Raw genomic sequence first — 19,440 nt, forward strand, 5'->3', positions numbered from 1 at the left:
ACAAAATGTAAACGGACACAGATGATCTTATTTACTTCAAAACGTCCTGGATAAACAGGTTTAGAGTGAAATAGGGGCGTTGGTGTCCGTTAGGCTGGGAAATACCCGGGAAATGGGCGGATAAGGTCGCTGGTGTCCGTTAGAGCAGCGTCCACAGATTAGAAAGTCCGAACCAAAGACGCGGTACTTCTGCTCATGAAAGAGGGGAAGAGTTCTCGTAATAGAACCGAAGAAAGAATAGGTATTTATACAAAAGATGTTACTTTTTTACTATTTACATAAATTCCTACCAGAGTTATTCTATGGATAGGAAATAATTGGATTTCAGAAAGAAACAAAATGGTTTCAAATAGTTGAAGGAGGGATGAAAGAACAATAAAGCCTACAAATGTATGTTTTCCTTGTCGGTTCAGACTCAGGTGTGAAGATTTAAAATTAGAGGAGGTAAAATTGTGAAAGCAATAAAAAAAATATTTGCTGGATTAATGTTGTTTACTCTGATTTTTGGTGTATCTTTTGCTGGATCGGCATTTGCGAGCGGTGATGAGGTCAAGCTTATTGACTCGGATGTCAGCGTTATTTATAAACCTGGATATGTCGGATTCAGCGGCAATATTGAAGTCGCTAATCTGGGACCCGTGAAGAATGTGACTGTCCATTACACGACAGATAACACAAATTGGTATGATACGAGTGCGTATTATGTAGGTCCGACAGATGTAAACCATGAGAAATGGCGTTTTAGCATTTCCACAAATGGTTCCACAACAGAACATTCTGAGTTGAAGAATCTGAGATCCATAAAATTCTCAATTAAATACGAAGTGAATAACCAGACCTATTGGGATAACAACGGGTCAGCGAATTATTATAATGAAGTGAATAGTACAGTTCCCCTTAGATCCGTGATTTTGGGATCACCAAATGTGCTTAACGCCAATAGTACTCTGAGCAATGGTGAATTTAGCGGAAATATCTATGTGAAAAACCTGGATCCTACGAAAACCGTGAAGATACGGTACACAACGGATGATTGGGCAACGACTCAAGAGGGCTACGCCACTTATAATGGCTCCTTGAATAATTTCAATAGTGTTGAAAACTGGAACTACAGTTTCAATGTTCAGGGTGCTACCAATGTTAAATATGCGATTTCGTATACAACCGGTGGGCAAACGTATTGGGATAATAACTATGGCCATAATTACGAGGTATTCTAATTCATTTTAATATACAATATAAGTAGGATCACAGGCGGATTATTGTTCTGCTCTGTGATCCTTTCTTTTCTCTATGCCCCAGAAGGGGGGGAATTGGCCAGGTTTTCTAACATACTTACCCTGAGATTGAACGATATCAATCGATGCGATACGACAAAATGTGATTATTTTATAGACAAGCCTAGTCGTATCTTGTCATATTGATGTAATATGTGTCAAAAACAAGCAATAAACTATGTTAGTTATATGTAATAAAATATAACTCATTAAACATTGTAAGCGTTTTATACGAACTTTTAATTTATATTTTTTGAAAAATTTGATAATTAAGGAATCGACAGTTTACTAAAAAAGATATTGACGTAAGATATTTTCACATGTATTATGATCAATAATTCAACTGAGATTTTTTGCCATTTGAGGATCGGCTTCAATTACATAATTCAAAAGGAGGAGTCACTGCATCATGGTAAAGAGGAGAAATGTGTGGTCGGTTTTGCTTATTTTATCGCTGGTCGGAATCTTGTTTACGGGCTGTAGCACGAGCAACACAGCTTCCAATAAGCCTGCGCCCGAGAACACGACGCCAACTGAAAATACGTCTGAACCCGGAACGGATAAGGCAGCCGGTGAACCGGTGGACGGCGGAACGATTACGATCAGTTCGTTCTCGGATATTGTCAATGTAAATCCGATATTTTTTAATGACACGGCCTCGGGTGATGTGGTGCAGTTTATTTTCGCCAAATTGTATGACTTGGACCGGGAAGGAAATGTCGCTGCCGAACCTTGGTCGTTGGCCGCGGAACTTCCGCAAATTTCCGAGGACAGCAAAACGTACACCGTGAAGCTGAAAGATACGGCAAAGTGGAGCGACGGGCAGCCGGTCACCGCGGACGATGTCATTTATACGATCGATACGATCCGCAATCCGGATACAGGGGCTCCCGGAATCGGGCTGTATGATAAAGTCGACAAAATGGAAAAGGTCGATGACCATACCGTGAATATTACGCTGAAGCAGGTTTATGCTCCATTCCAGTATTCGCTGGTCCAACAATTGGTTCCGGCCCATGTCTTGAAGGATGTTCCGGTGAAGGAACTGCAGAAGAACGCCTACGGAACCGATCCGGCCAAAACGGTCACAAGCGGGCCCTGGAAGTGGACGGCATGGAAACAGGGGGAAAGCCATACGCTGGATGCGGATCCGAACTATTGGGGAGCGATAAAACCGCATATCGCTCAAGTCATTTACAAAATTTACGCCGATCAGAACACCGAAGTACAGGCGCTGCTGAAAGGCGATACGGATCAAATCGGTGCTATTCCGGTGACCCAGGTGGAAGCCGTAAAAGCAAACAAAGATATTGCGATCATCCAAAAACCGGGAGCTCAGTACGAATACATCCAATTTAACTTTGAACCGAAAAACTTCCCGGGCAATTACGGACTGTTTGCAGGGCAAAAGACGAGACAGGCGATCGCGTATGCCCTGAACCGCCAAGGCATGGTCGATAACGTGCTGAAGGGTGTTGGTGCGTTGATGAACGCGCCATTCCTGCCGGATACGTGGGCAGACCCGAAAGACGCGGCCGTGAATTATCCCTATGATTCGGAAAAGGCCAAACAGCTGCTGGCCGAAGACGGATGGGTGGCCGGCAAGGACGGCATTCTCGAGAAGGACGGACACCGCTTCTCCTTTGAACTGCAGTACAATGCCGGGAACAGCCGCCGCGAGCAGATCGCTGCGGTCATTCAACAAAATTTGAAAGATGTCGGCATTGAAGTGGTTCCAAAAGCAATCGATTTTGCGGCATGGATCGACCAAAACGTAACGCCGGGCAAATACCAAGCGATCCTGCTCGGCTGGTCGCTAAATACGCCAGATCCGGATTCGGAGAACGTCTTCTCCTCCAAATACTTCCCGCCGACAGGCCAAAACAGCGGCTGGTACAAAAACGAGAAGCTGGATCAGCTGTGGGTGGACGGTTACTCGACGGTCGATCAGGCGGAGCGCCAGGCAATTTATAAAGAAGTGGCCAAGGAGATTTCCACCGATTTGCCTTATGTGTTCTTGTATCAATACGGGCAAGCGATCGGAACGGGACCTCGCGTACATTGGGCGGAAGAAGACCGTCCGGAACCGTCGCTCGGTTACGGTCAATACTTCCATATCATCAAATGGTGGGTAACTGACTAGAAAAGACGGGTACGGGATATAGAATCGCCGGAGGGGAAAGGGAGCACTCTCTTTCTCCTTCTCTTTAATGGAAAGGGTCCGGTGGTTCTATCGCTTGTTACCTCGGGAGGGTAAACAATGACAGAATATCTGATCCGTCGTTTGCTGCAATCGGTATTGGTCATTTTTTTGATTACGGTCGTCACCTTTCTGCTCATTCACGCTGCTCCGGGTGGTCCCACCCAAGTCATGCTGGCTCCGGGCTTGTCGCCGGAGACGTTTGAACAGCAGAAACGTAATCTTGGCCTGGATCAGCCAATTCCCGTTCAATACGTCCGCTGGGTGGGGGACTTGCTGCGGGGCGACCTTGGTTATACGTTCAAAAATCATCTGCCGGTCGGGGATCTGCTGTGGCCGCGAATCGCGAATACGCTGATTCTGATGGGGGCGGCCTGGCTGGTTACGCTCGTTATCGCTTTACCTTGGGGCATCTATAACAGTACGAAGGAGTACGGGTTGTCCGACCAGACCGCGTCCTTTATCTCTTATTTGGGGTTTGCCATGCCAACGTTCTGGTTCGGCATTTTGCTGCAGCAATGGCTTTCCCTCGGCCTCGATTGGTTCCCGCTTTCGGACATGCACAGCCGCGGCAAGGAAGGCAGCATCACCGATTTATTTATGCATCTGGTGCTGCCGGTCTCGGTGCTGTCTTTGGGGTTCCTGGCTTCTTATATGAAATACGCGCGCGCGAGCATGCTTGAGGTGCTGGAGCAGGATTACATTCGCACCGCAAGGGCCAAAGGCGTCAAGGAACGCAAGGTGGTGTTCCGGCATGCGCTGCGCAACGCGCTCATTCCAATCATCACGATCATCGGCCTGGACTTGCCGCTGTTGGTTGGCGGAGCCGCTTTGACGGAAAACGTGTTTAACTGGCCAGGCATGGGCCGGTTATATGTCGAGATGGCCACGGCGCGCGAATATTCCGTGCTGATGGCGATCACCATCGTCACCGCTGTCGTGGTTGTCATCGGCAGTCTGCTGGCGGATATTTTGTATGCGATCGTGGATCCGCGGGTCAAATTGGGACGGAAGGGGGGAACGGCGGCATGAGCGAGCTGAAAGTTCCGTATCCGTCCGGTCATTCTCCGGAGCCGCCCATCCCGAAGCCGCCGGAGTCTTCTCTAACCAGCGGCAAAGCCGAGCCGGCGCATGCGTCCAAAAAGCCGCCCGGCCCATGGAGAACACTCTGGAGCAAATTTTCGCATAATCCGTACGCCATGACGGGGCTGGGCGTGCTGTTGTTCTTCATTATCGCGGCTATATTGGCTCCGGTGATTTCAGGGTATGATCCGGCGAAAATCGATCTGCTGTACGCCAACCTTCCGGCTGGTTCGCCCGGGCATTTGCTCGGCACCGATGAGCTGGGCCGGGATATTTTTACCCGGCTGCTGTACAGCGCCCGCATCTCCTTGCTGATCGGCTTTTCCGTCGCCTTGGCTTCGGTCGTGATCGGATCGATCATCGGGGCGTTGTCCGGGTACTTCGGCGGCTGGATTGACACGGTGTGCATGCGCATCGTCGATGTGATGAATTCGGTGCCCACCTTGTTCCTTAATATCCTTGTGCTTGCTATCTTCGGGTCCGAAATCCGGTATATGATTATGATCTTGGCTTTTACGAGCTGGATGAGCATCGCCCGCCTGGTCCGGGGGAACTTTCTGCAGCTGCGGGAAATGCAGTATGTGGAAGCGGCAAGGGCGATCGGGGTATCGGATATGGGCATCATTTTCCGCCATTTGCTGCGCAATTCCAGCTTTCCGATTATCGTCAACGCCACGTTAATGGTAGGCTCGGCCATTTTGAGCGAATCGGCATTGTCCTATTTGGGGCTCGGCATCCAGGCGCCGGCGACGAGCTGGGGGCTTATGCTCAGCAATGCGCAGGAATTTATGCTGATCGATAAGCTGCAGGCCGTTTATCCCGGGCTATGCATCCTGATCGTCGTGCTGGCGGTGAACTTTATCGGCGACGGCATTCGCGACGCCCTGGATCCCAGACAGAACATCAGCAAATCGCGGAGGAGGCTGACGAAATGGCGGAAAAATTACTCGAAATCCGCAAATTGACGGCAGGTTTTCTTACAGAGCAAGGCGTCGTCAAGGCGACCGACCGCATCTCGCTTAGTCTGGACAAAGGGCAAACGCTGTGTCTCGTCGGCGAGTCGGGCAGCGGAAAAAGCGTGACCTCGCTGGCGATCATGCGGCTGCTTGATTATGCCGGGGGGATGATTTTGGAGGGAGATATCAGGTTCCGTGAGCAGGAGTTGTCGCTGAAGAGCCAGGAGGAAATGCGCCAGATCCGCGGAAATCAAATTGCTATGATCTTCCAGGACCCAATGTCGGCGCTAAATCCGGTATTTACGGTTGGGGAGCAAATCGCCGAAAGCTTGAGGCTGCATCAGCACAAAAATGGGGAGGAAGCCTGGAACATGGCGGTCGATTTGCTGCGTTTGGTGGGCATTCCGGGTCCGGAGATCCGCGCCAAGCAATATCCGCACGAGCTGTCGGGCGGCATGTGTCAACGCGTCGTAATCGCCATTGCCTTGGCCTGCAATCCGGAGCTGCTGATCGCCGATGAGCCGACGACGGCGCTGGACGTGACGGTGCAGGCGCAAATTCTCGATCTGCTGCGGAAGTTGCAGGCCGAGCTGGGGATGTCCATTCTGCTGATTACGCATGACATGGGCGTGGCCGCGGAAATGGCCGACCGGGTCGCCGTTATGTATGCGGCAGCGATCGTGGAGGAAGGGCCGGTGGCGGACATCTTCGCCCATCCGAGCCATCCTTATACGGTGGGGCTGCTGCAATCGATTCCGGGTTTTGAAGGGGAACGGGGAGGAGAGCTGTATACGATCCAGGGGACGATTCCGCCGATCGGGCAGCTGCCCTCGGGGTGCCGGTTTCATCCGCGTTGTCCGCACGCGATGGACATTTGCCGGCAAAAGGAGCCTGGCGAATTCTTGGTCGGAGACGATCATCGCGTGGCTTGCTGGTTGTATGAGGATAAGCCGGCGTTTATGGCCGGGGAGCCAAGCGGACGAAACGGGGTGAAACCGGCATGATCATCAACACGTCGCCTGTGCAGTCAACACCGAAGGCGGACCGCCAAGATTCCGGGGAGATTTTGGTGGATATCCGCAATGTTAAAAAGTATTTTCCGATTCACAAAGGATTGTTAAGCCGGGTCGTTGGGCACGTGAAAGCTGTAGACGACGTTTCCTTGGCCATTCGCAAAGGAGAAACGTTTGGACTCGTCGGTGAATCGGGATGCGGAAAATCGACGCTGGGGCGTGTGATATTGCGGCTTCAGGGCGCGACGGACGGGGAGGTCGTGTTCCAGGGGCAGGATATTCACGCGTTAAAGGGCCAGGAGCTGCGAAAGCTGCGCGAGGAAATGCAGATTATTTTCCAGGATCCGTTTGGCTCGTTGAATCCGCGTTTTCTGGTTAAGGATATCATCGGTGAACCGCTGCGCGTTCACCGCAACATGTCGGCCAAACAGATTGACGAGCGCGTTGTTGAACTGATGGAGCTGGTCGGGCTCGATGCCAGCCGGCGCAACCGGTATCCGCATGAATTTTCCGGGGGACAGCGGCAGCGGATCGGTATTGCCCGGGCAATTGCCCTGAACCCGAAATTTATCGTCGCGGACGAGGCGGTTTCGGCGTTGGACGTATCCGTGCAATCGCAAGTCATTAATTTGCTGATGAAGCTGCAACGTGAATTGGGGTTAACGTTTTTGTTCATCGCTCACGGTTTGAATGTCGTCCGCCATATTTCGGACCGGGTGGGGGTTATGTATCTCGGCAAACTGGTGGAGGTGGCGGAAACCGAAACATTGTTTTTGGCGCCGCTCCATCCTTATACGGCTGCACTGCTGTCGGCGATTCCCAAACCTGTGCCAGGACGCCGCAAGGAGCGCGTTGTGCTGCAGGGGGATGTACCGTCGCCGGCGAATCCGCCTGCAGGCTGCCGGTTCCATACCCGCTGCCCGTTTGCCAAAGACAAATGTGCCCAGGTGGAGCCGAAGCTGATAGAAGCGGCGCCCGGCCGCCAGGTGGCCTGCCACTTTCCGCTCAGCGCGGATGGCGGTTTGGTATGAAGCTGGGAATCGCAGCGATGGAATAATAGTAAGGCAGGAGGTCTGCTCTCGGAATGGGGAACAGGCCTCTTTTTTTAAGATATCAGAAAGTATAAATTTCAGCGTCTCGGCTTCTGATATCGCAAGAAAAACTACCGATAAACACACTCTGGCTTCCTTATAAGAATTTTCGGCAGGGTAGGGGAGTAGAGGAGGATGCGCAGGTAGAGAATGGGGGGGGGGAGAAAAGGAATCTGGAAGGGCTAAGTGACACCAGAGCCGTTATTTTCGAAAAAACGGAGGTTTGCAAAATGCAACGGACACAGATGACTCTATTTACCTCAAATCGGCTTGAATAAACTGGTTTAGAGCGAAATAGGGTCATGTGGGTCCGTTAGGCCGGGAAATACCCGGGAAATAGGCGGATAAGGTCGCTGAGGGCCGTTAGAGCGGCGTCCACAGATTAGAAAGAGCTGAGGTACTCGGTGCTTCGGCCCGTGAAGGAAGGGGAAGTGTTCTCGCAGTTGAACCGAAGAGGGGATAGGTTTGCACCCCACGAAAAACCTCGCCAGCGGCGAGATTTTATTACACTGCGAGATGTTCTCCTGACGGTTTGGAGACCTTGTTCGACAGGAGGTATGTCGGTTATTGTTGTACCGCAATTCCTCAATGTGTTATAGTACGAAACGATAGAGATATTTTTGTCGGCAAGTTGGAAATGGTATTTTTACTATAAAGTGGATATTTGAATCTATGAATTAAAAATGGAGGCATCATAATGATAGAAAGGCAGAAACGCAGCTCGAAGCGTAAAAAGAAGCTAGGTAAAAAGTCGTGGATTGCGCTCATCGCCATCGTGGTGATCCTTGGGGCGGGAGCTTACGTGTTCCGCAAGCCGCTGGCCGTCATGGCATTTGACTTGTTCCTCTCCGGACAGGTGGAGAAGCAATTGCAGGAATCCTATGCTCCGCTGGGAGGGGAAACGGAGCCGCAGCAGGTTGAGCAGGAGCAGGGACTGGAGCCGTTCACCATGCTGCTGCTTGGTGTCGATCAACGGGATAAAGAACCGGCCCGATCCGATACGATGATTTATGCGGTGGTGCGCCCGGAAGATGAGAAAGTGCTGCTCATTTCCATTCCCCGTGATACGTATACGGAAATTGTGGGTAAAGGCGGACTGGATAAGATCAACCACGCTTATGCTTTTGGCGGCGAGAAAATGGCGAAGGACACCGTGGAGAACTTTATCGGTTATCCGGCCGATTATTATGCGGCGATTAACTTTCATGGGCTGAGGGAAATCGTGGACGCCCTGGGCGGCATTGAGCTGCCGATCACCAAGGATATCGTCAACAAGGAGAAATATCACGAGAAATTTACGATTAAGGCCGGCAAACCGCTTTATAGCGGAGATGAAGCGCTTAATTACGTCAGATACCGGGAGGACAGCGACTTTGACCGGACGAAACGCCATCAGATCTTTTTGAGTGCGATGGTGAACCGGATGCTGAAGCTGGACCAGGTGACGAAAATTCCCGAATTGATGAACATGATGGGGGATAACTTCAAAACCGATCTTGCGCCAAGCAAAATCATCGACCTGTCGAAGCAGGTGCTGCTCGGCAGCCAGCAGCCGCAGATTAGCGGGTTCACCATTATGGGCGAAGGAATGCGCATAGGTGGGATTTATTATGACAAAGCCAACGAAGAGGATGTCGCCTTCGCCAAAGAGATGATCGGAAGCTGGATCGATCCGAAAACGGAGCCGGCTGGGTTGATTACCCCGGAATCGCGGGATGCGGAAAAGGCCGGGACCGAAGCCGGGGCATCGAACGGAAGCGATTCGGGGAAGGCGGCGGAATAGCGAGGCAGCATGAGAGTATGAGAGCATGAGCCGGAGAATCCGGTCATATTTTAGAATAGAGGTAGTTCAAAAAGTCATCTTTTGAACACGCACTTATAATGCAAAAAATTCGGCAGTCCGGTTTCCGGCTGCCGATTTCTCGCGGAACGGGCGGAACAACTTCCGTTTTGAAACGTAACAATTAGGGGAGTCTGAAGAAAGGTGAGGAGGATTTTCGATTCGATGAATATTGCGTTTTTTTTATTGCCCAAAAACGATGTCGTCACCGTCACGCTGGACTCCACGCTGCGGCAGACGCTGGAGCGGATGGAGTTCCACCGCTATACGGCCGTGCCGATCATCAGCGGGGACGGGGCCTATGTCGGAACGGTGACCGAAGGCGACCTGCTTTGGTACATGAAAAATTCCAATGGCAAGGTCAACTTTGAGACCGCTTCAAAATTTCTGCTGAAGGATGTTCCGCTCAAAATGGACATCAAGCCGGTGCGCATCGATGCGGACATGGAGGATTTGATTAATCTGGCGAAGATGCAGAACTTCGTTCCGGTGGTGGATGACCGGGGGCGGTTTATCGGCATCGTACGCCGCAGTCAAATTATCGAGTATTGCGAGAAATTCGTCACCAGAAACGCGCTGGAATCCAATAAATAGAAGGCGTTTGCGTCCCTTGGCGCATTTGCTATATGCTATAATGAAGAATAAGTTTTTTCAGGGAGGGTGGAAGCTGTCCGCCATGCAAAGGGAAATGGATGTGGCCAAACGCGCCAAGGTGATTGAATGGCTCAAAACCGAAGTAGTCGATCACGTATCCCGTTTGTTTAAGGCACTTTGGGAAGGCAGCACGACACGGGTAACGGACAGTCTTGCCAGTCTGATCGTCAGCAGTTATATTTTGGGGCGCAGACTTGGTGTTTCCTATCGGGATATGGATGACAGTATTCTGGAAAAACTAAGGAAACATAAGCAGGAGGGTCACCAGTTGGAGGATTGGTATCAGGATATTTCGGCACTTGAAGAACATATGCGTAAGAGGTGAACCCATTTGAAGTTGCGCTGGATATCGGTGGCCTGGAGCGCGGTTTATTTGCTGCTTCTGCTGTCACTTGCTACTCCGCTGATCGTGATTACGACTTTTTTCCTAATGGTACCGGGCGTTTTGCTCTACACGACGTTGTCCACCAGAGCGTTTATCGCGCATATGGCGGTTGTTTGGCTGATTGCGGCGCTCGTTTTCGGGCCGCTCATATTGCTGCAGGCCGTGATTTTCATCATTCCCGCGATCGTGATGGGTTATTTATATAAGAAAAGAAGCCCGGCCTTTCGGATCGTGATGTCCGGAACCGGGGTGCTCCTGCTGGAATTTATCCTGGTGCTGCTGATCAGTACGGTGTTTTTCAACTTCAATCTGGCTACGGCCATTGAAGATATGATCAATGCGGCGGTTGCGCCTTTGCAGGACGTGGCCGACAGCCCCATGTCGGGCGGATTGGTCTGGTCGCCGGAGCTGAGCCAGCAGTTTTCCAGTCTGACCGTGCGGATGGTGCCGTTCACGATGATTGTCTGTTCGCTGTTGATGGCCGCCGTGGCCCATGCCGTCTCCCGGCCGACGCTGGCCAGCCTGGGGCATGCCGTCCCGAAGCTGGCGCCGATCCGGGATTGGAAGCTTCCGCGCTCGCTCATCTGGTATTATCTGATCGGGCTGCTGATCCAGCTGTTTTCTGGCGGAGTCATCCAGAATGGGTTTATCGGCACGATCGTGCTCAATCTGATGCCGCTGCTGCAGTTTTTATTTATGGTACAAACGGCAAGCTTCTTCTTCTTTGTGGCTTATCATCGCAAGTGGAACCCGGTCTTCCCGGTGCTGCTCGTGGTGGCGCTCTTGTTCATTCCGCCGCTGCGTATCGTGGGGATTCTGGACATTGCTTTTCCGCTGCGGGATATGATTACTAGACCAAGACGATAGGGTGAGAAGGCATGCCAAATCTTTTGCAAAAACGTTGGTACGGTTATCAAACCGTGTGGATGTTCATGCTTCAGCTGCTGCTCGTCATCTTCGTCTCCTATTACAACTGGATTCTGGGACTCGTCAGCCTTTGCCTGGTCGGAGTGCTGACCTATAACATGCTGCAGGCGGAACGCCGGTTCCGCAAGGAGCTGGTCCGTTACGTCACGGATCTGACCTACCGCATCAAGCGGGTGGAAGGCGAGGTGGTCAGCAGCCTGCCGTTCGGGATTATGCTGTACAGCGAGGAGCGGACCGTGGAATGGCATAACCAGTTCGTCGATCGGATGTACGGCCGGGATTCGGTCATCGGGCAGCCGCTCGCCGAGCTGCTGCCGCAGCTGCAGTTCCCCCAGCCGGGAAAGGACAAAAAGGATGGGCACGGCGGAAAAATCACAGCGGAAGCGCTGGTGGACGATCGTTATTACGAGCTAATCGTGGATCAGGCGGAGCGGCTCATTTACATTCATGACATCACGGAACTGGCCGTGTTGCGCGAGCGTTACGAAGACGAGCGCGCTGCGCTGGGCATCGTCCTGCTGGACAATCTCGACGAGGCGACGCAGGGGATGGACGACCAGCAGCGGACGGCGTTGATCGCCCGGGTCGCGACGGCGATCACGGAATGGGCCAAACAGTACCGCGTTTATTTGCGGAGGCTGTCTTCCGAGCGGTATCTGATGATTCTGAATCAGAGATCGCTGAACGAACTGGAGCAAAGCCGGTTCGTCATCCTCGACGAGGTCCGCGAGATGACCGCGGACCTGAAGGTGCCGATTACGCTCAGCATCGGCCTCGCTTTTGGCACCGAGCGCTTCAGCGAGCTGGGCGAACTCGCCCAGTCGAGCCTGGATATGGCGCTCGGGCGGGGGGGCGACCAGGCCGCGGTGAAGGCCGGTCAGCGCTTGTCTTTCTATGGCGGCAAATCGGGCGCCATAGAGAAGCGGACGCGCGTTCGCGCCCGCGTGATCGCGCATGCTTTGCGCGATTTGATGCAGGAGAGCGACCGCGTCATCATCATGGGCCATCGCGTCCCGGACTTTGACGTGATCGGCGCCTCCATCGGCGTGCTGAAGGCCGCCGATATGTACAAGGTCGAAGCCCACATCGTCCTGGATGGCCCGAACCCGGGCATCGGCAGCTTGATGGAGCATCTCGGCAAGGACGAAGCTTTGATGCGGCGGTTTATTTCGCCCGAGCAGGCGCTCAGCATGATGACGCAGCATACGCTGCTCGTGCTCGTGGATACGCATAAGGCGTCGATCACGATGGAGCCGCGGCTGGTGGAGGAAGCGAGCCGGGTGGTCGTCGTAGACCACCACCGGCGGGGCGAGGAATTCGTGAGCGACGCGGTGCTCGTCTATCTGGAGCCGTACGCCTCCTCCGCCTGCGAGCTTGTGACCGAGCTATTGCAGTACATTCACGAGAAGGTGGAGATCAGCCCGCTGGAGGCGACGACGCTGCTGGCGGGGATGACGGTCGATACGAAGCATTTTGCGCTGCATACCGGGTCGCGCACGTTCGAGGCGGCGGCGTTCCTGCGGCGGAACGGGGCCGACACGGTGCTGGTGCAGCGGCTGCTGAAGGAAGACCTGCAGGAGTATATCACCAAGGCGGATATCATCAAGCGTGCGCAGATGATCCACGGGCATATCGCGCTGGCGGCGGCGGAGCCGGGACGCAAAGTCCCGCAGCTGTTGATCGCCCAGGTGGCCGATACGCTGCTAAATATGACGGGTGTGATGGCATCGTTCGTGATCAGCGAGCGGCCGGACGGCCTGATCGGCATCAGCGCTCGCTCGCTCGGCAGCATGAACGTGCAGGTCGTGATGGAGCGGCTGGGCGGCGGAGGGCATTTGACCAATGCCGCCGTCCAGCTGGAAGGAACGCAGGCGGAAGCGGAGAAGAAGCTGCTCGCCGTGCTGAATGAAATGGAGAAGGAAGAGGGGTTGTTCGAATGAAGGTTATCTTTTTGCAGGATGTTAAAGGTCAAGGCAAAAAAGGGGAAATCAAAAACGTATCGGAAGGCTACGCGCAAAATTTCCTGATCCCGCGCGGACTGGTCCGCCCGGCGACGGAAGGCAACGTGAAGACACTGGAGCAGCAAACGGCGTCGGAGCAAAAACGTAAACAACAAGAGAAGGAAGACGCGATCCAGTTGGGCAAAAAGCTCGAAGAGATCACTGTCGAGCTGAAAGCGAAAGCCGGTGAAGGCGGGCGCCTGTTCGGTGCGATCACCAGCAAGCAGGTGGCGGACGCGCTGGAGAAAACCGGCGTGAAGCTGGACAAACGGAAAATCGAGATGCCCGAACCGATCCGTTCGCTTGGTGTGACCCAGGTTTCGGTGAAGCTGCATCCGGAAGTGAAATCAACGCTGAAGGTTCACGTGGCGGAGGAATAAAATGAGCGGTGATCTGTTTTTCGATCGGATCCCCCCGCAAAATCTGGAAGCGGAGCAGGCGGTGCTTGGAGCGATCCTGCTTCAATCGGAGGCCCTCATCACCGCGATGGAGCGGGTGCGGACCGAAGATTTTTATGACAAGCCCCACCAATTGATTTTTGAAGCGATGGTTCAGCTTGGCGAGGAGAATAAGCCGATCGACCTCGTCACATTGACGGCCAAATTGAAAGACCGCGGCGAATTGGAGGATATCGGCGGGGTCAGCTATTTGGCGAAGCTTGCGCACGGTGTGCCAACGGCCGCGAACGTGGATTATTACGCGCGGATCATCGAGGAGAAGTCGATGCTGCGGCGGTTGATTCGCACGGCGACGCAGATCGTCAGCGACGGTTATGCTGGGGGCGAGGACGTCTTCGGCATGCTCAGCGACGCCGAGCGGAGCATCCTGGAGATTTCCAACCGCAGCTCGGGCAGCGGGTTCGTGGCGATCCGCGATGTGGTGATGGAGGTGTTCGACCGCGTCGAGCAGCTGCATCAGAACCGCGGAACGACGACCGGCATTCCTTCCGGCTTCGTTGATTTGGACCGAATGACGGCCGGATTCCAGCGCAACGATTTGATCATCGTGGCGGCTCGGCCGTCGGTAGGTAAAACGGCGTTTGCGCTGAATATCGCGCAAAACGTGGCGGTGCGCGCCAAAGAGACGGTCGCCATCTTCAGTCTGGAGATGTCCGCGGCCCAGCTGGTGCAGCGGATGATCTGCGCCGAGGCCAACCTCGACGCGGGGATCATGCGGACCGGCGATTTCAAAAACGATGACGACTGGGCGAAGCTGACGATGGGCATTGCCGCCCTGTCGGAGGCGGAGATTTACATCGATGATACGCCGGGCGTGACGGTCGCCGATATCCGGGCGAAATGCCGCCGTCTGAAGAAGGAGAAGGGCCTCGGCATGATCCTGATCGATTACCTGCAGCTGATCCACGGGCGGGGCAAACCGGGCGAGAACCGGCAGCAGGAGGTATCGGAAATCTCGCGGACGCTCAAGCAGATTGCGCGGGAACTGGAAGTGCCGGTCATCGCCTTGTCCCAGCTCAGCCGGGGCGTCGAGCAGCGGCAGGACAAGCGTCCGATGATGTCCGACTTGCGGGAATCGGGTTCGATCGAGCAGGACGCCGATATCGTGGCGTTCCTGTACCGGGACGATTACTATAATCAGGAAACCGAAAAGAAGAACATTATCGAAATCATTATCGCCAAACAGCGGAACGGCCCGGTCGGGACGGTCGAGCTGGTGTTCTTGAAGAACTTCAACAAATTCGCCAACTACGAGCGGGCGCATACCGACGCGTTTGCCGGTTAAAATTAGATACAAGATCAAGATACAAGATACGAGAGCTGACGTTTACCGTCGGCTCTTTTTTACATTTTAGAATTTATAAAATTTCGGTCATGACAGAGGGCGATGCGCAGGTAGAGAGGGAGGGAGAAGAGAAATCCGGGGGCTAAGGGACACCAGAGCCGTTATTTTCGAAAAAACGGAGGTTAGCAAAATGTAACGGACACGGATGACCTTATTTACCTCAAATCGGCCTGGATGAACGGGTTTAGAGCGAAATAGGGTCGCCTGTGTCCGTTTAGGCTGGGAAATACTCGGGAAATGGGCGGATAAGGTCGCCGGAGTCCGTTAGAGCAGCGCCAACAGATTAGAAAGAGTAGAATTACTCGGTGCTTCTACTCATGGGAGACGGGGAAGGGTACTCATAGTAGAGCCGAAGAAGAAACTCAGAACCTGCCATTTCATGGCATATATGTCTTCTGTTATCTGTACTTGGGTGAATAACTTGTATAATCTAGGGTTGCAAGGGATGAAAGTAAATGGAAGGGAGCTTGATGCGATTTTCAATAAACCGATCTGGAGGCTTCTTCAACTGCAGTATCCAAAGAGACAAATCACTCAAACGGGAGCAATAAGGAGAGGATACAGATGGAAATGAACGGCAAGCCGGATGTAAGGGATTGGTTTCCAAGCGAGGACGGCAATCCGGAACAGCGCGAACGGATGATGGAGTTGATCGAGCAACTGGTCCGGGGCGTTGATGAGTTGAAAAATCCCGAAGGAGTCAACCTTAAAGGGGAGAAGCAGAGAGACCCCGATTTTTACGGCAGGCTGGCGTCGCAAAGCGCCATTCCGAGTGAAGGTGCCCCTATGCAGGAGGTAAACGCGGAGCTGCTCAAGCTGCTGCATGGCCACCCGTATCATACCAAGTACTTTTTTACGAATATACTGCCTATGGCTTCGATACCCGGGATGCTGGGCATGCTGACGGCGATGCTGGTGAACGGGAACAATCTGTGGGATGTTTACGGACCGGCCGGGGCCGAAGCCGAGGTCAGAGTCATAGCGATGATGTCCAAGCTGGTCGGTTACGATGCCTGCCTGAGCGGAGGATACACGACCTGGGGAGGGCAAGGAGCGGTTTTTTCCGGACTTCGAATCGCCATCGCCAAATATGATTCGGGCGCGCTAAAACATGGTGTACCGAACAATCTGTATGCTTTTTGCTCAGAGGCGGCTCATTACAGCCTGCTCAAGTCGGTGGAAGCCGCCGGGATCGGCAGCGATCATCTCGTTAAAGTGAAAACATTGCCCGACAGCTCGATGGACGTGGCCGATTTGCGCAGCAAACTGGAGAAAGTCGCTTTATCGGGAGGTATTCCTGTTTATATCGTCGCCACGACGGGCACAACGGACGCTATCGGGATCGATGATCTCGCCGCGATTCGCGCCGCCGCCGAGGAAACCGCTGGGCGGTTCGGCTTGCCATGCCCGCATATTCATGCGGACTCGGCTTTGGGCGGTTTTTTTGCTTTTTTCAACGATTATGATTTGCAGGAAAATCCACTGCGGCTTAGCGCGGGGGTTGTCGATATGCTGCAGGACATTCAAAGAAAAATGCGGCTGCTGCCGCTGGCCGACTCGCTGTGCTTCGATTTCCAGAAGCTCGGACAAGCCCCTTACGTTTCCAGCTTGTTCCTGCTCAAAAACGCGGCCGATCTCCGTTTAATGGATCTGGAGGCGGACGAAACCCCGTATGTCGGACACCGCGGTTATGGCGAATACCACACCGGCTATACGCTGGAATGCTCCCGGATGGCCAGCTCGATCAGCATGTACAGTCTACTGCTGTCCTTCGGCGCGGAAGGCTATCAGCGGCTGCTGGCGCAATTCCTGGAGGTGAATTTGCGGTTCCGGGAACGGCTTGCCGCCGAAATCCCGCAGGCCGACATTGCCAATCCGGATAACCCGGGCATTTCGACGCTGATCCGCATCTATTTGCCGGGAAGCCCGCGGTTTTCCGATGAGGTCGGCGGGACATGCTCCGCGCGGGAGATTGAGCGGACCAACCTGTTGAATGAACGGCTGTTCGAGAAGCTTGGGGAGCGCCGCGACCGGATGTTTTTCGGGGATACGAAGAAGCATTTGCTGGTAGGCTCTGCCGAAGGCCAGGAAATTCCGCTTTATGTCAGCAAGTTTTTTGTCATATCGCCGCATACCCGGCCGCAGCTTGTGCCCGAAATCGTGCAGTATTTGAAGGCGTGCATATCCGAGGTATGCGAGGAGTTTAGCGTCTCGCTGGCTTAATCATGACAATTAGACGGTTCACTAACTAAACATTCCAGGAGATGAAATTCAAGTGAAGGAAAAGATCAAACGCTTGCTTTTTGGCCATATCTCTTCGAAGATTATGCTGGGGACGACCATCGTACTATTGGTGGCCATCCTCTGCTTTATTGGCCTTACCAGCGTAGTGAACTCCACCTTGAGCGGAGAGCTGCGGAGCGAGCTCGATAAACGTCTGCAGAGCAATATTCACGTCGTCCAGAACGAGCTTAACCGGATCGAGGGTAACAAACTGGGGATTACGGGAACGGACAGCCCGCTGTATCAGGAAACCCGGAAAACGCTGGACGAATTGAAGAAAGAGTACAATTTGGAAAATGTCTATATTTTATCGAATGAAGGAGGAAAGGAACGCATTATTGCCTTATCTGAAACGGAGGGGGATTTCAATCAGGACTATCCGTTCTCTGCAGAGATGAAACAAGCCATTGCGCAAGGAAAGGAGACCATTAGCGATATTTATGTTGATGAGTACGGCACGCATAAATCGATTTTTGTTCCGCTCGACAATAAGGACGGCGTAGCTTCGGGACTGCTCGGGATCGATCTTGACGCGTCCGTCATTCCGGCCACCGCGTCGAGGGTGTTCTGGATCAGCTTGGCCATTACGCTTTCCGTATTCATCATCGGCATCCTCATCGCTTATTTGCTGGGCCGGATGATTGCCAAACCGATCAGAACGCTGGTGCATGCGACGGAACGGATGGCCACGGGCGACTTGTCCCAGGAAGTCCAGGTCAGAAACCTGGATGAAGTCGGCCGGCTGGCCGACGCCTTCCGCGCGATGAGCGACAGCATGAAGCGGCTGATCAGCCATATTTCGACCTCGTCCCAAGAGGTATCGGGAACCAGTTCCCAGTTGATGCATGTGACCAAAGAATCCAGCGAAAGCGCACAGCAGGTCGCGGTATCGATGAACAACATGAGCGAGGGGATCAACGAAGTGGTGGAATCGATCGCCCATAGCTCCACATCGATCATGGAAATCGAACAGCAACTGTCCGGCGTCGTGTCGGATGTGAACGAGATGCAGTCCATCGCCGGGAAGGTCAGCCAGCAGTCGATGGAAGGGCAGAACATGGTCGACCATACCTTGCGTCAAATGAATACGATTGAAAAGGTGATGCGCCATTCGGTGTCGACGGCCGGGCAATTGGAAGAACGGTCCAAGGAAATCGGCAACGTCATCGGCATGATTACCGATATTGCCCAGCAGACCAACCTGCTGGCGTTGAACGCTTCCATCGAAGCGGCAAGGGTTGGCGAACAGGGCCGGGGTTTTGCCGTGGTCGCGGGCGAGGTGCGCAAGCTTGCCGAGCAGTCGGCCGCCGCGGCGTCTTCGATTACGGAACTGGTAGCGGGAACGCAGGAGAATAGCCGCTTGGTGATCGAGAGCATCGGTGAAGGCAACCGGGCAATCGAAGAGGGGCAAAAATGGATGGGTCAGACGTACCAGAACTTTCAGGATATTTTCCAAGGCATCAGCGATTTCTCCACCCGCACCGATCAGTTGCTGAAATCCTTGGTGCTGGTGGAAAATTCCTATCAAAGCATCTCGGCCTCGGTGCAGCAGATCTCCGGGGTAACGCAGGAGCAGGCGGCTTCTTCCGAGGAAGTGGCGGCAGCAAGCGAGCAGCAGAGCGCGGCGATGGGGGAAATCGCTGCAGCGATCCGCCAGCTCTCGGCATTATCTGGAGACCTTCAGAAGGCGGTAGCGATCTTTAAACTGTAACTTGGAAGGGATGGGGCGGGACGTTCGCGCAAGTCTAATTTTGGCTTCGACGTCGGACGTCCCTTTTTTGCCGAAATTTTGGGTTTGAGGGTGTCGCAATAACATTATTTCCGAACAATCATAAAATACTGTATATAAATCGTTCGTTTTTTAATTTGACTTTGAAATTGGAGACTGTTAAACTGGTATTGCTGCGTTAAAGCGCAGATGAGCCGCC

At 53.3% G+C, this 19,440-nt stretch carries 15 protein-coding genes; all 15 read left to right on the forward strand.

The genetic code is table 11. The features are described from left to right. The first annotated feature begins 452 nt into the window (after window positions 1–452). The 15 genes from ACLD72_RS24705 (at window position 453) to ACLD72_RS24775 (ending at window position 19,223) form a co-directional block, all read left to right on the forward strand. Window positions 453–1,220 carry a hypothetical protein gene (locus ACLD72_RS24705; protein WP_411000805.1) on the forward strand — a complete coding sequence of 256 codons (768 nt, stop codon included), beginning with the start codon at window positions 453–455 and terminating at the stop codon, window positions 1,218–1,220. Between the two features lie 466 nt (window positions 1,221–1,686). Then, a complete protein-coding gene (locus ACLD72_RS24710; protein WP_251594807.1) occupies window positions 1,687–3,420 on the forward strand; it encodes a peptide-binding protein in 1,734 nt (577 codons plus the stop codon). 117 nt (window positions 3,421–3,537) lie between these two features. Continuing rightward, on the forward strand, window positions 3,538–4,509 hold the full coding sequence (locus ACLD72_RS24715; RefSeq protein WP_128630788.1) for an ABC transporter permease: 972 nt from the start codon (window positions 3,538–3,540) through the stop codon (window positions 4,507–4,509). After that, window positions 4,506–5,525, forward strand: a complete 1,020-nt coding sequence (locus ACLD72_RS24720; RefSeq protein WP_411000803.1) for an ABC transporter permease — start codon at window positions 4,506–4,508, stop codon at window positions 5,523–5,525. Before ACLD72_RS24715 ends, ACLD72_RS24720 begins: the two co-directional genes overlap by 4 nt. Beyond that, window positions 5,492–6,520 (forward strand): ABC transporter ATP-binding protein, encoded by a 1,029-nt coding sequence (locus ACLD72_RS24725; protein WP_411000801.1) that lies wholly within the window; start codon window positions 5,492–5,494, stop codon window positions 6,518–6,520. Before ACLD72_RS24720 ends, ACLD72_RS24725 begins: the two co-directional genes overlap by 34 nt. Then, window positions 6,517–7,560 carry an ABC transporter ATP-binding protein gene (locus ACLD72_RS24730; protein WP_411000800.1) on the forward strand — a complete coding sequence of 348 codons (1,044 nt, stop codon included), beginning with the start codon at window positions 6,517–6,519 and terminating at the stop codon, window positions 7,558–7,560. The genes ACLD72_RS24725 and ACLD72_RS24730 overlap by 4 nt, the downstream gene beginning before the upstream one ends. Before the next feature lie 757 nt (window positions 7,561–8,317). Continuing rightward, the gene (locus ACLD72_RS24735) at window positions 8,318–9,403 is read left to right on the forward strand and encodes an LCP family protein (protein ID WP_411000799.1); all 1,086 of its coding nucleotides are present in this window, start codon (window positions 8,318–8,320) and stop codon (window positions 9,401–9,403) included. Window positions 9,404–9,625: 222 nt separating this feature from the next. Continuing rightward, window positions 9,626–10,054 carry a CBS domain-containing protein gene (locus ACLD72_RS24740; protein WP_251594819.1) on the forward strand — a complete coding sequence of 143 codons (429 nt, stop codon included), beginning with the start codon at window positions 9,626–9,628 and terminating at the stop codon, window positions 10,052–10,054. Window positions 10,055–10,136: 82 nt separating this feature from the next. Beyond that, the gene (locus ACLD72_RS24745) at window positions 10,137–10,439 is read left to right on the forward strand and encodes a MazG-like family protein (protein WP_251594821.1); all 303 of its coding nucleotides are present in this window, start codon (window positions 10,137–10,139) and stop codon (window positions 10,437–10,439) included. 6 nt (window positions 10,440–10,445) lie between these two features. Next, window positions 10,446–11,366 carry a DUF2232 domain-containing protein gene (locus tag ACLD72_RS24750; protein WP_411000798.1) on the forward strand — a complete coding sequence of 307 codons (921 nt, stop codon included), beginning with the start codon at window positions 10,446–10,448 and terminating at the stop codon, window positions 11,364–11,366. 11 nt (window positions 11,367–11,377) lie between these two features. After that, entirely contained in the window at window positions 11,378–13,366 is a 1,989-nt protein-coding gene (locus tag ACLD72_RS24755; protein WP_411000796.1) for a DHH family phosphoesterase, read from the forward strand. Next, the gene (rplI, locus tag ACLD72_RS24760) at window positions 13,363–13,806 is read left to right on the forward strand and encodes a 50S ribosomal protein L9 (RefSeq protein WP_411000794.1); all 444 of its coding nucleotides are present in this window, start codon (window positions 13,363–13,365) and stop codon (window positions 13,804–13,806) included. The genes ACLD72_RS24755 and rplI overlap by 4 nt, the downstream gene beginning before the upstream one ends. 1 nt (window position 13,807) lies before the next feature. Continuing rightward, the gene (gene dnaB, locus ACLD72_RS24765; RefSeq protein ID WP_411000792.1) at window positions 13,808–15,169 is read left to right on the forward strand and encodes a replicative DNA helicase; all 1,362 of its coding nucleotides are present in this window, start codon (window positions 13,808–13,810) and stop codon (window positions 15,167–15,169) included. A gap of 624 nt (window positions 15,170–15,793) precedes the next feature. After that, window positions 15,794–17,452: a pyridoxal phosphate-dependent decarboxylase family protein gene (locus tag ACLD72_RS24770; protein ID WP_411000790.1), complete on the forward strand. Its 1,659-nt coding sequence runs from the start codon at window positions 15,794–15,796 to the stop codon at window positions 17,450–17,452. Window positions 17,453–17,555: 103 nt separating this feature from the next. Then, window positions 17,556–19,223 (forward strand): methyl-accepting chemotaxis protein, encoded by a 1,668-nt coding sequence (locus tag ACLD72_RS24775; protein WP_411000895.1) that lies wholly within the window; start codon window positions 17,556–17,558, stop codon window positions 19,221–19,223. Window positions 19,224–19,440 lie beyond the last annotated feature (217 nt).

Source organism: Paenibacillus lacisediminis, from assembly GCF_046567315.2.

Coding starts and splice junctions, on each gene's coding strand:
- ACLD72_RS24720 (WP_411000803.1), top strand. CDS start 4,506: ATGAGCGAGCTGAAAGTTCCGTATCCGTCCGGTCATTCTCCGGAGCCG.
- rplI (WP_411000794.1), top strand. CDS start 13,363: ATGAAGGTTATCTTTTTGCAGGATGTTAAAGGTCAAGGCAAAAAAGGG.
- ACLD72_RS24715 (WP_128630788.1), top strand. CDS start 3,538: ATGACAGAATATCTGATCCGTCGTTTGCTGCAATCGGTATTGGTCATT.
- ACLD72_RS24755 (WP_411000796.1), top strand. CDS start 11,378: ATGCCAAATCTTTTGCAAAAACGTTGGTACGGTTATCAAACCGTGTGG.
- ACLD72_RS24730 (WP_411000800.1), top strand. CDS start 6,517: ATGATCATCAACACGTCGCCTGTGCAGTCAACACCGAAGGCGGACCGC.
- ACLD72_RS24745 (WP_251594821.1), top strand. CDS start 10,137: ATGCAAAGGGAAATGGATGTGGCCAAACGCGCCAAGGTGATTGAATGG.
- ACLD72_RS24710 (WP_251594807.1), top strand. CDS start 1,687: ATGGTAAAGAGGAGAAATGTGTGGTCGGTTTTGCTTATTTTATCGCTG.
- ACLD72_RS24735 (WP_411000799.1), top strand. CDS start 8,318: ATGATAGAAAGGCAGAAACGCAGCTCGAAGCGTAAAAAGAAGCTAGGT.
- ACLD72_RS24770 (WP_411000790.1), top strand. CDS start 15,794: ATGGAAATGAACGGCAAGCCGGATGTAAGGGATTGGTTTCCAAGCGAG.
- ACLD72_RS24740 (WP_251594819.1), top strand. CDS start 9,626: ATGAATATTGCGTTTTTTTTATTGCCCAAAAACGATGTCGTCACCGTC.
- ACLD72_RS24775 (WP_411000895.1), top strand. CDS start 17,556: ATGCTGGGGACGACCATCGTACTATTGGTGGCCATCCTCTGCTTTATT.
- dnaB (WP_411000792.1), top strand. CDS start 13,808: ATGAGCGGTGATCTGTTTTTCGATCGGATCCCCCCGCAAAATCTGGAA.
- ACLD72_RS24725 (WP_411000801.1), top strand. CDS start 5,492: ATGGCGGAAAAATTACTCGAAATCCGCAAATTGACGGCAGGTTTTCTT.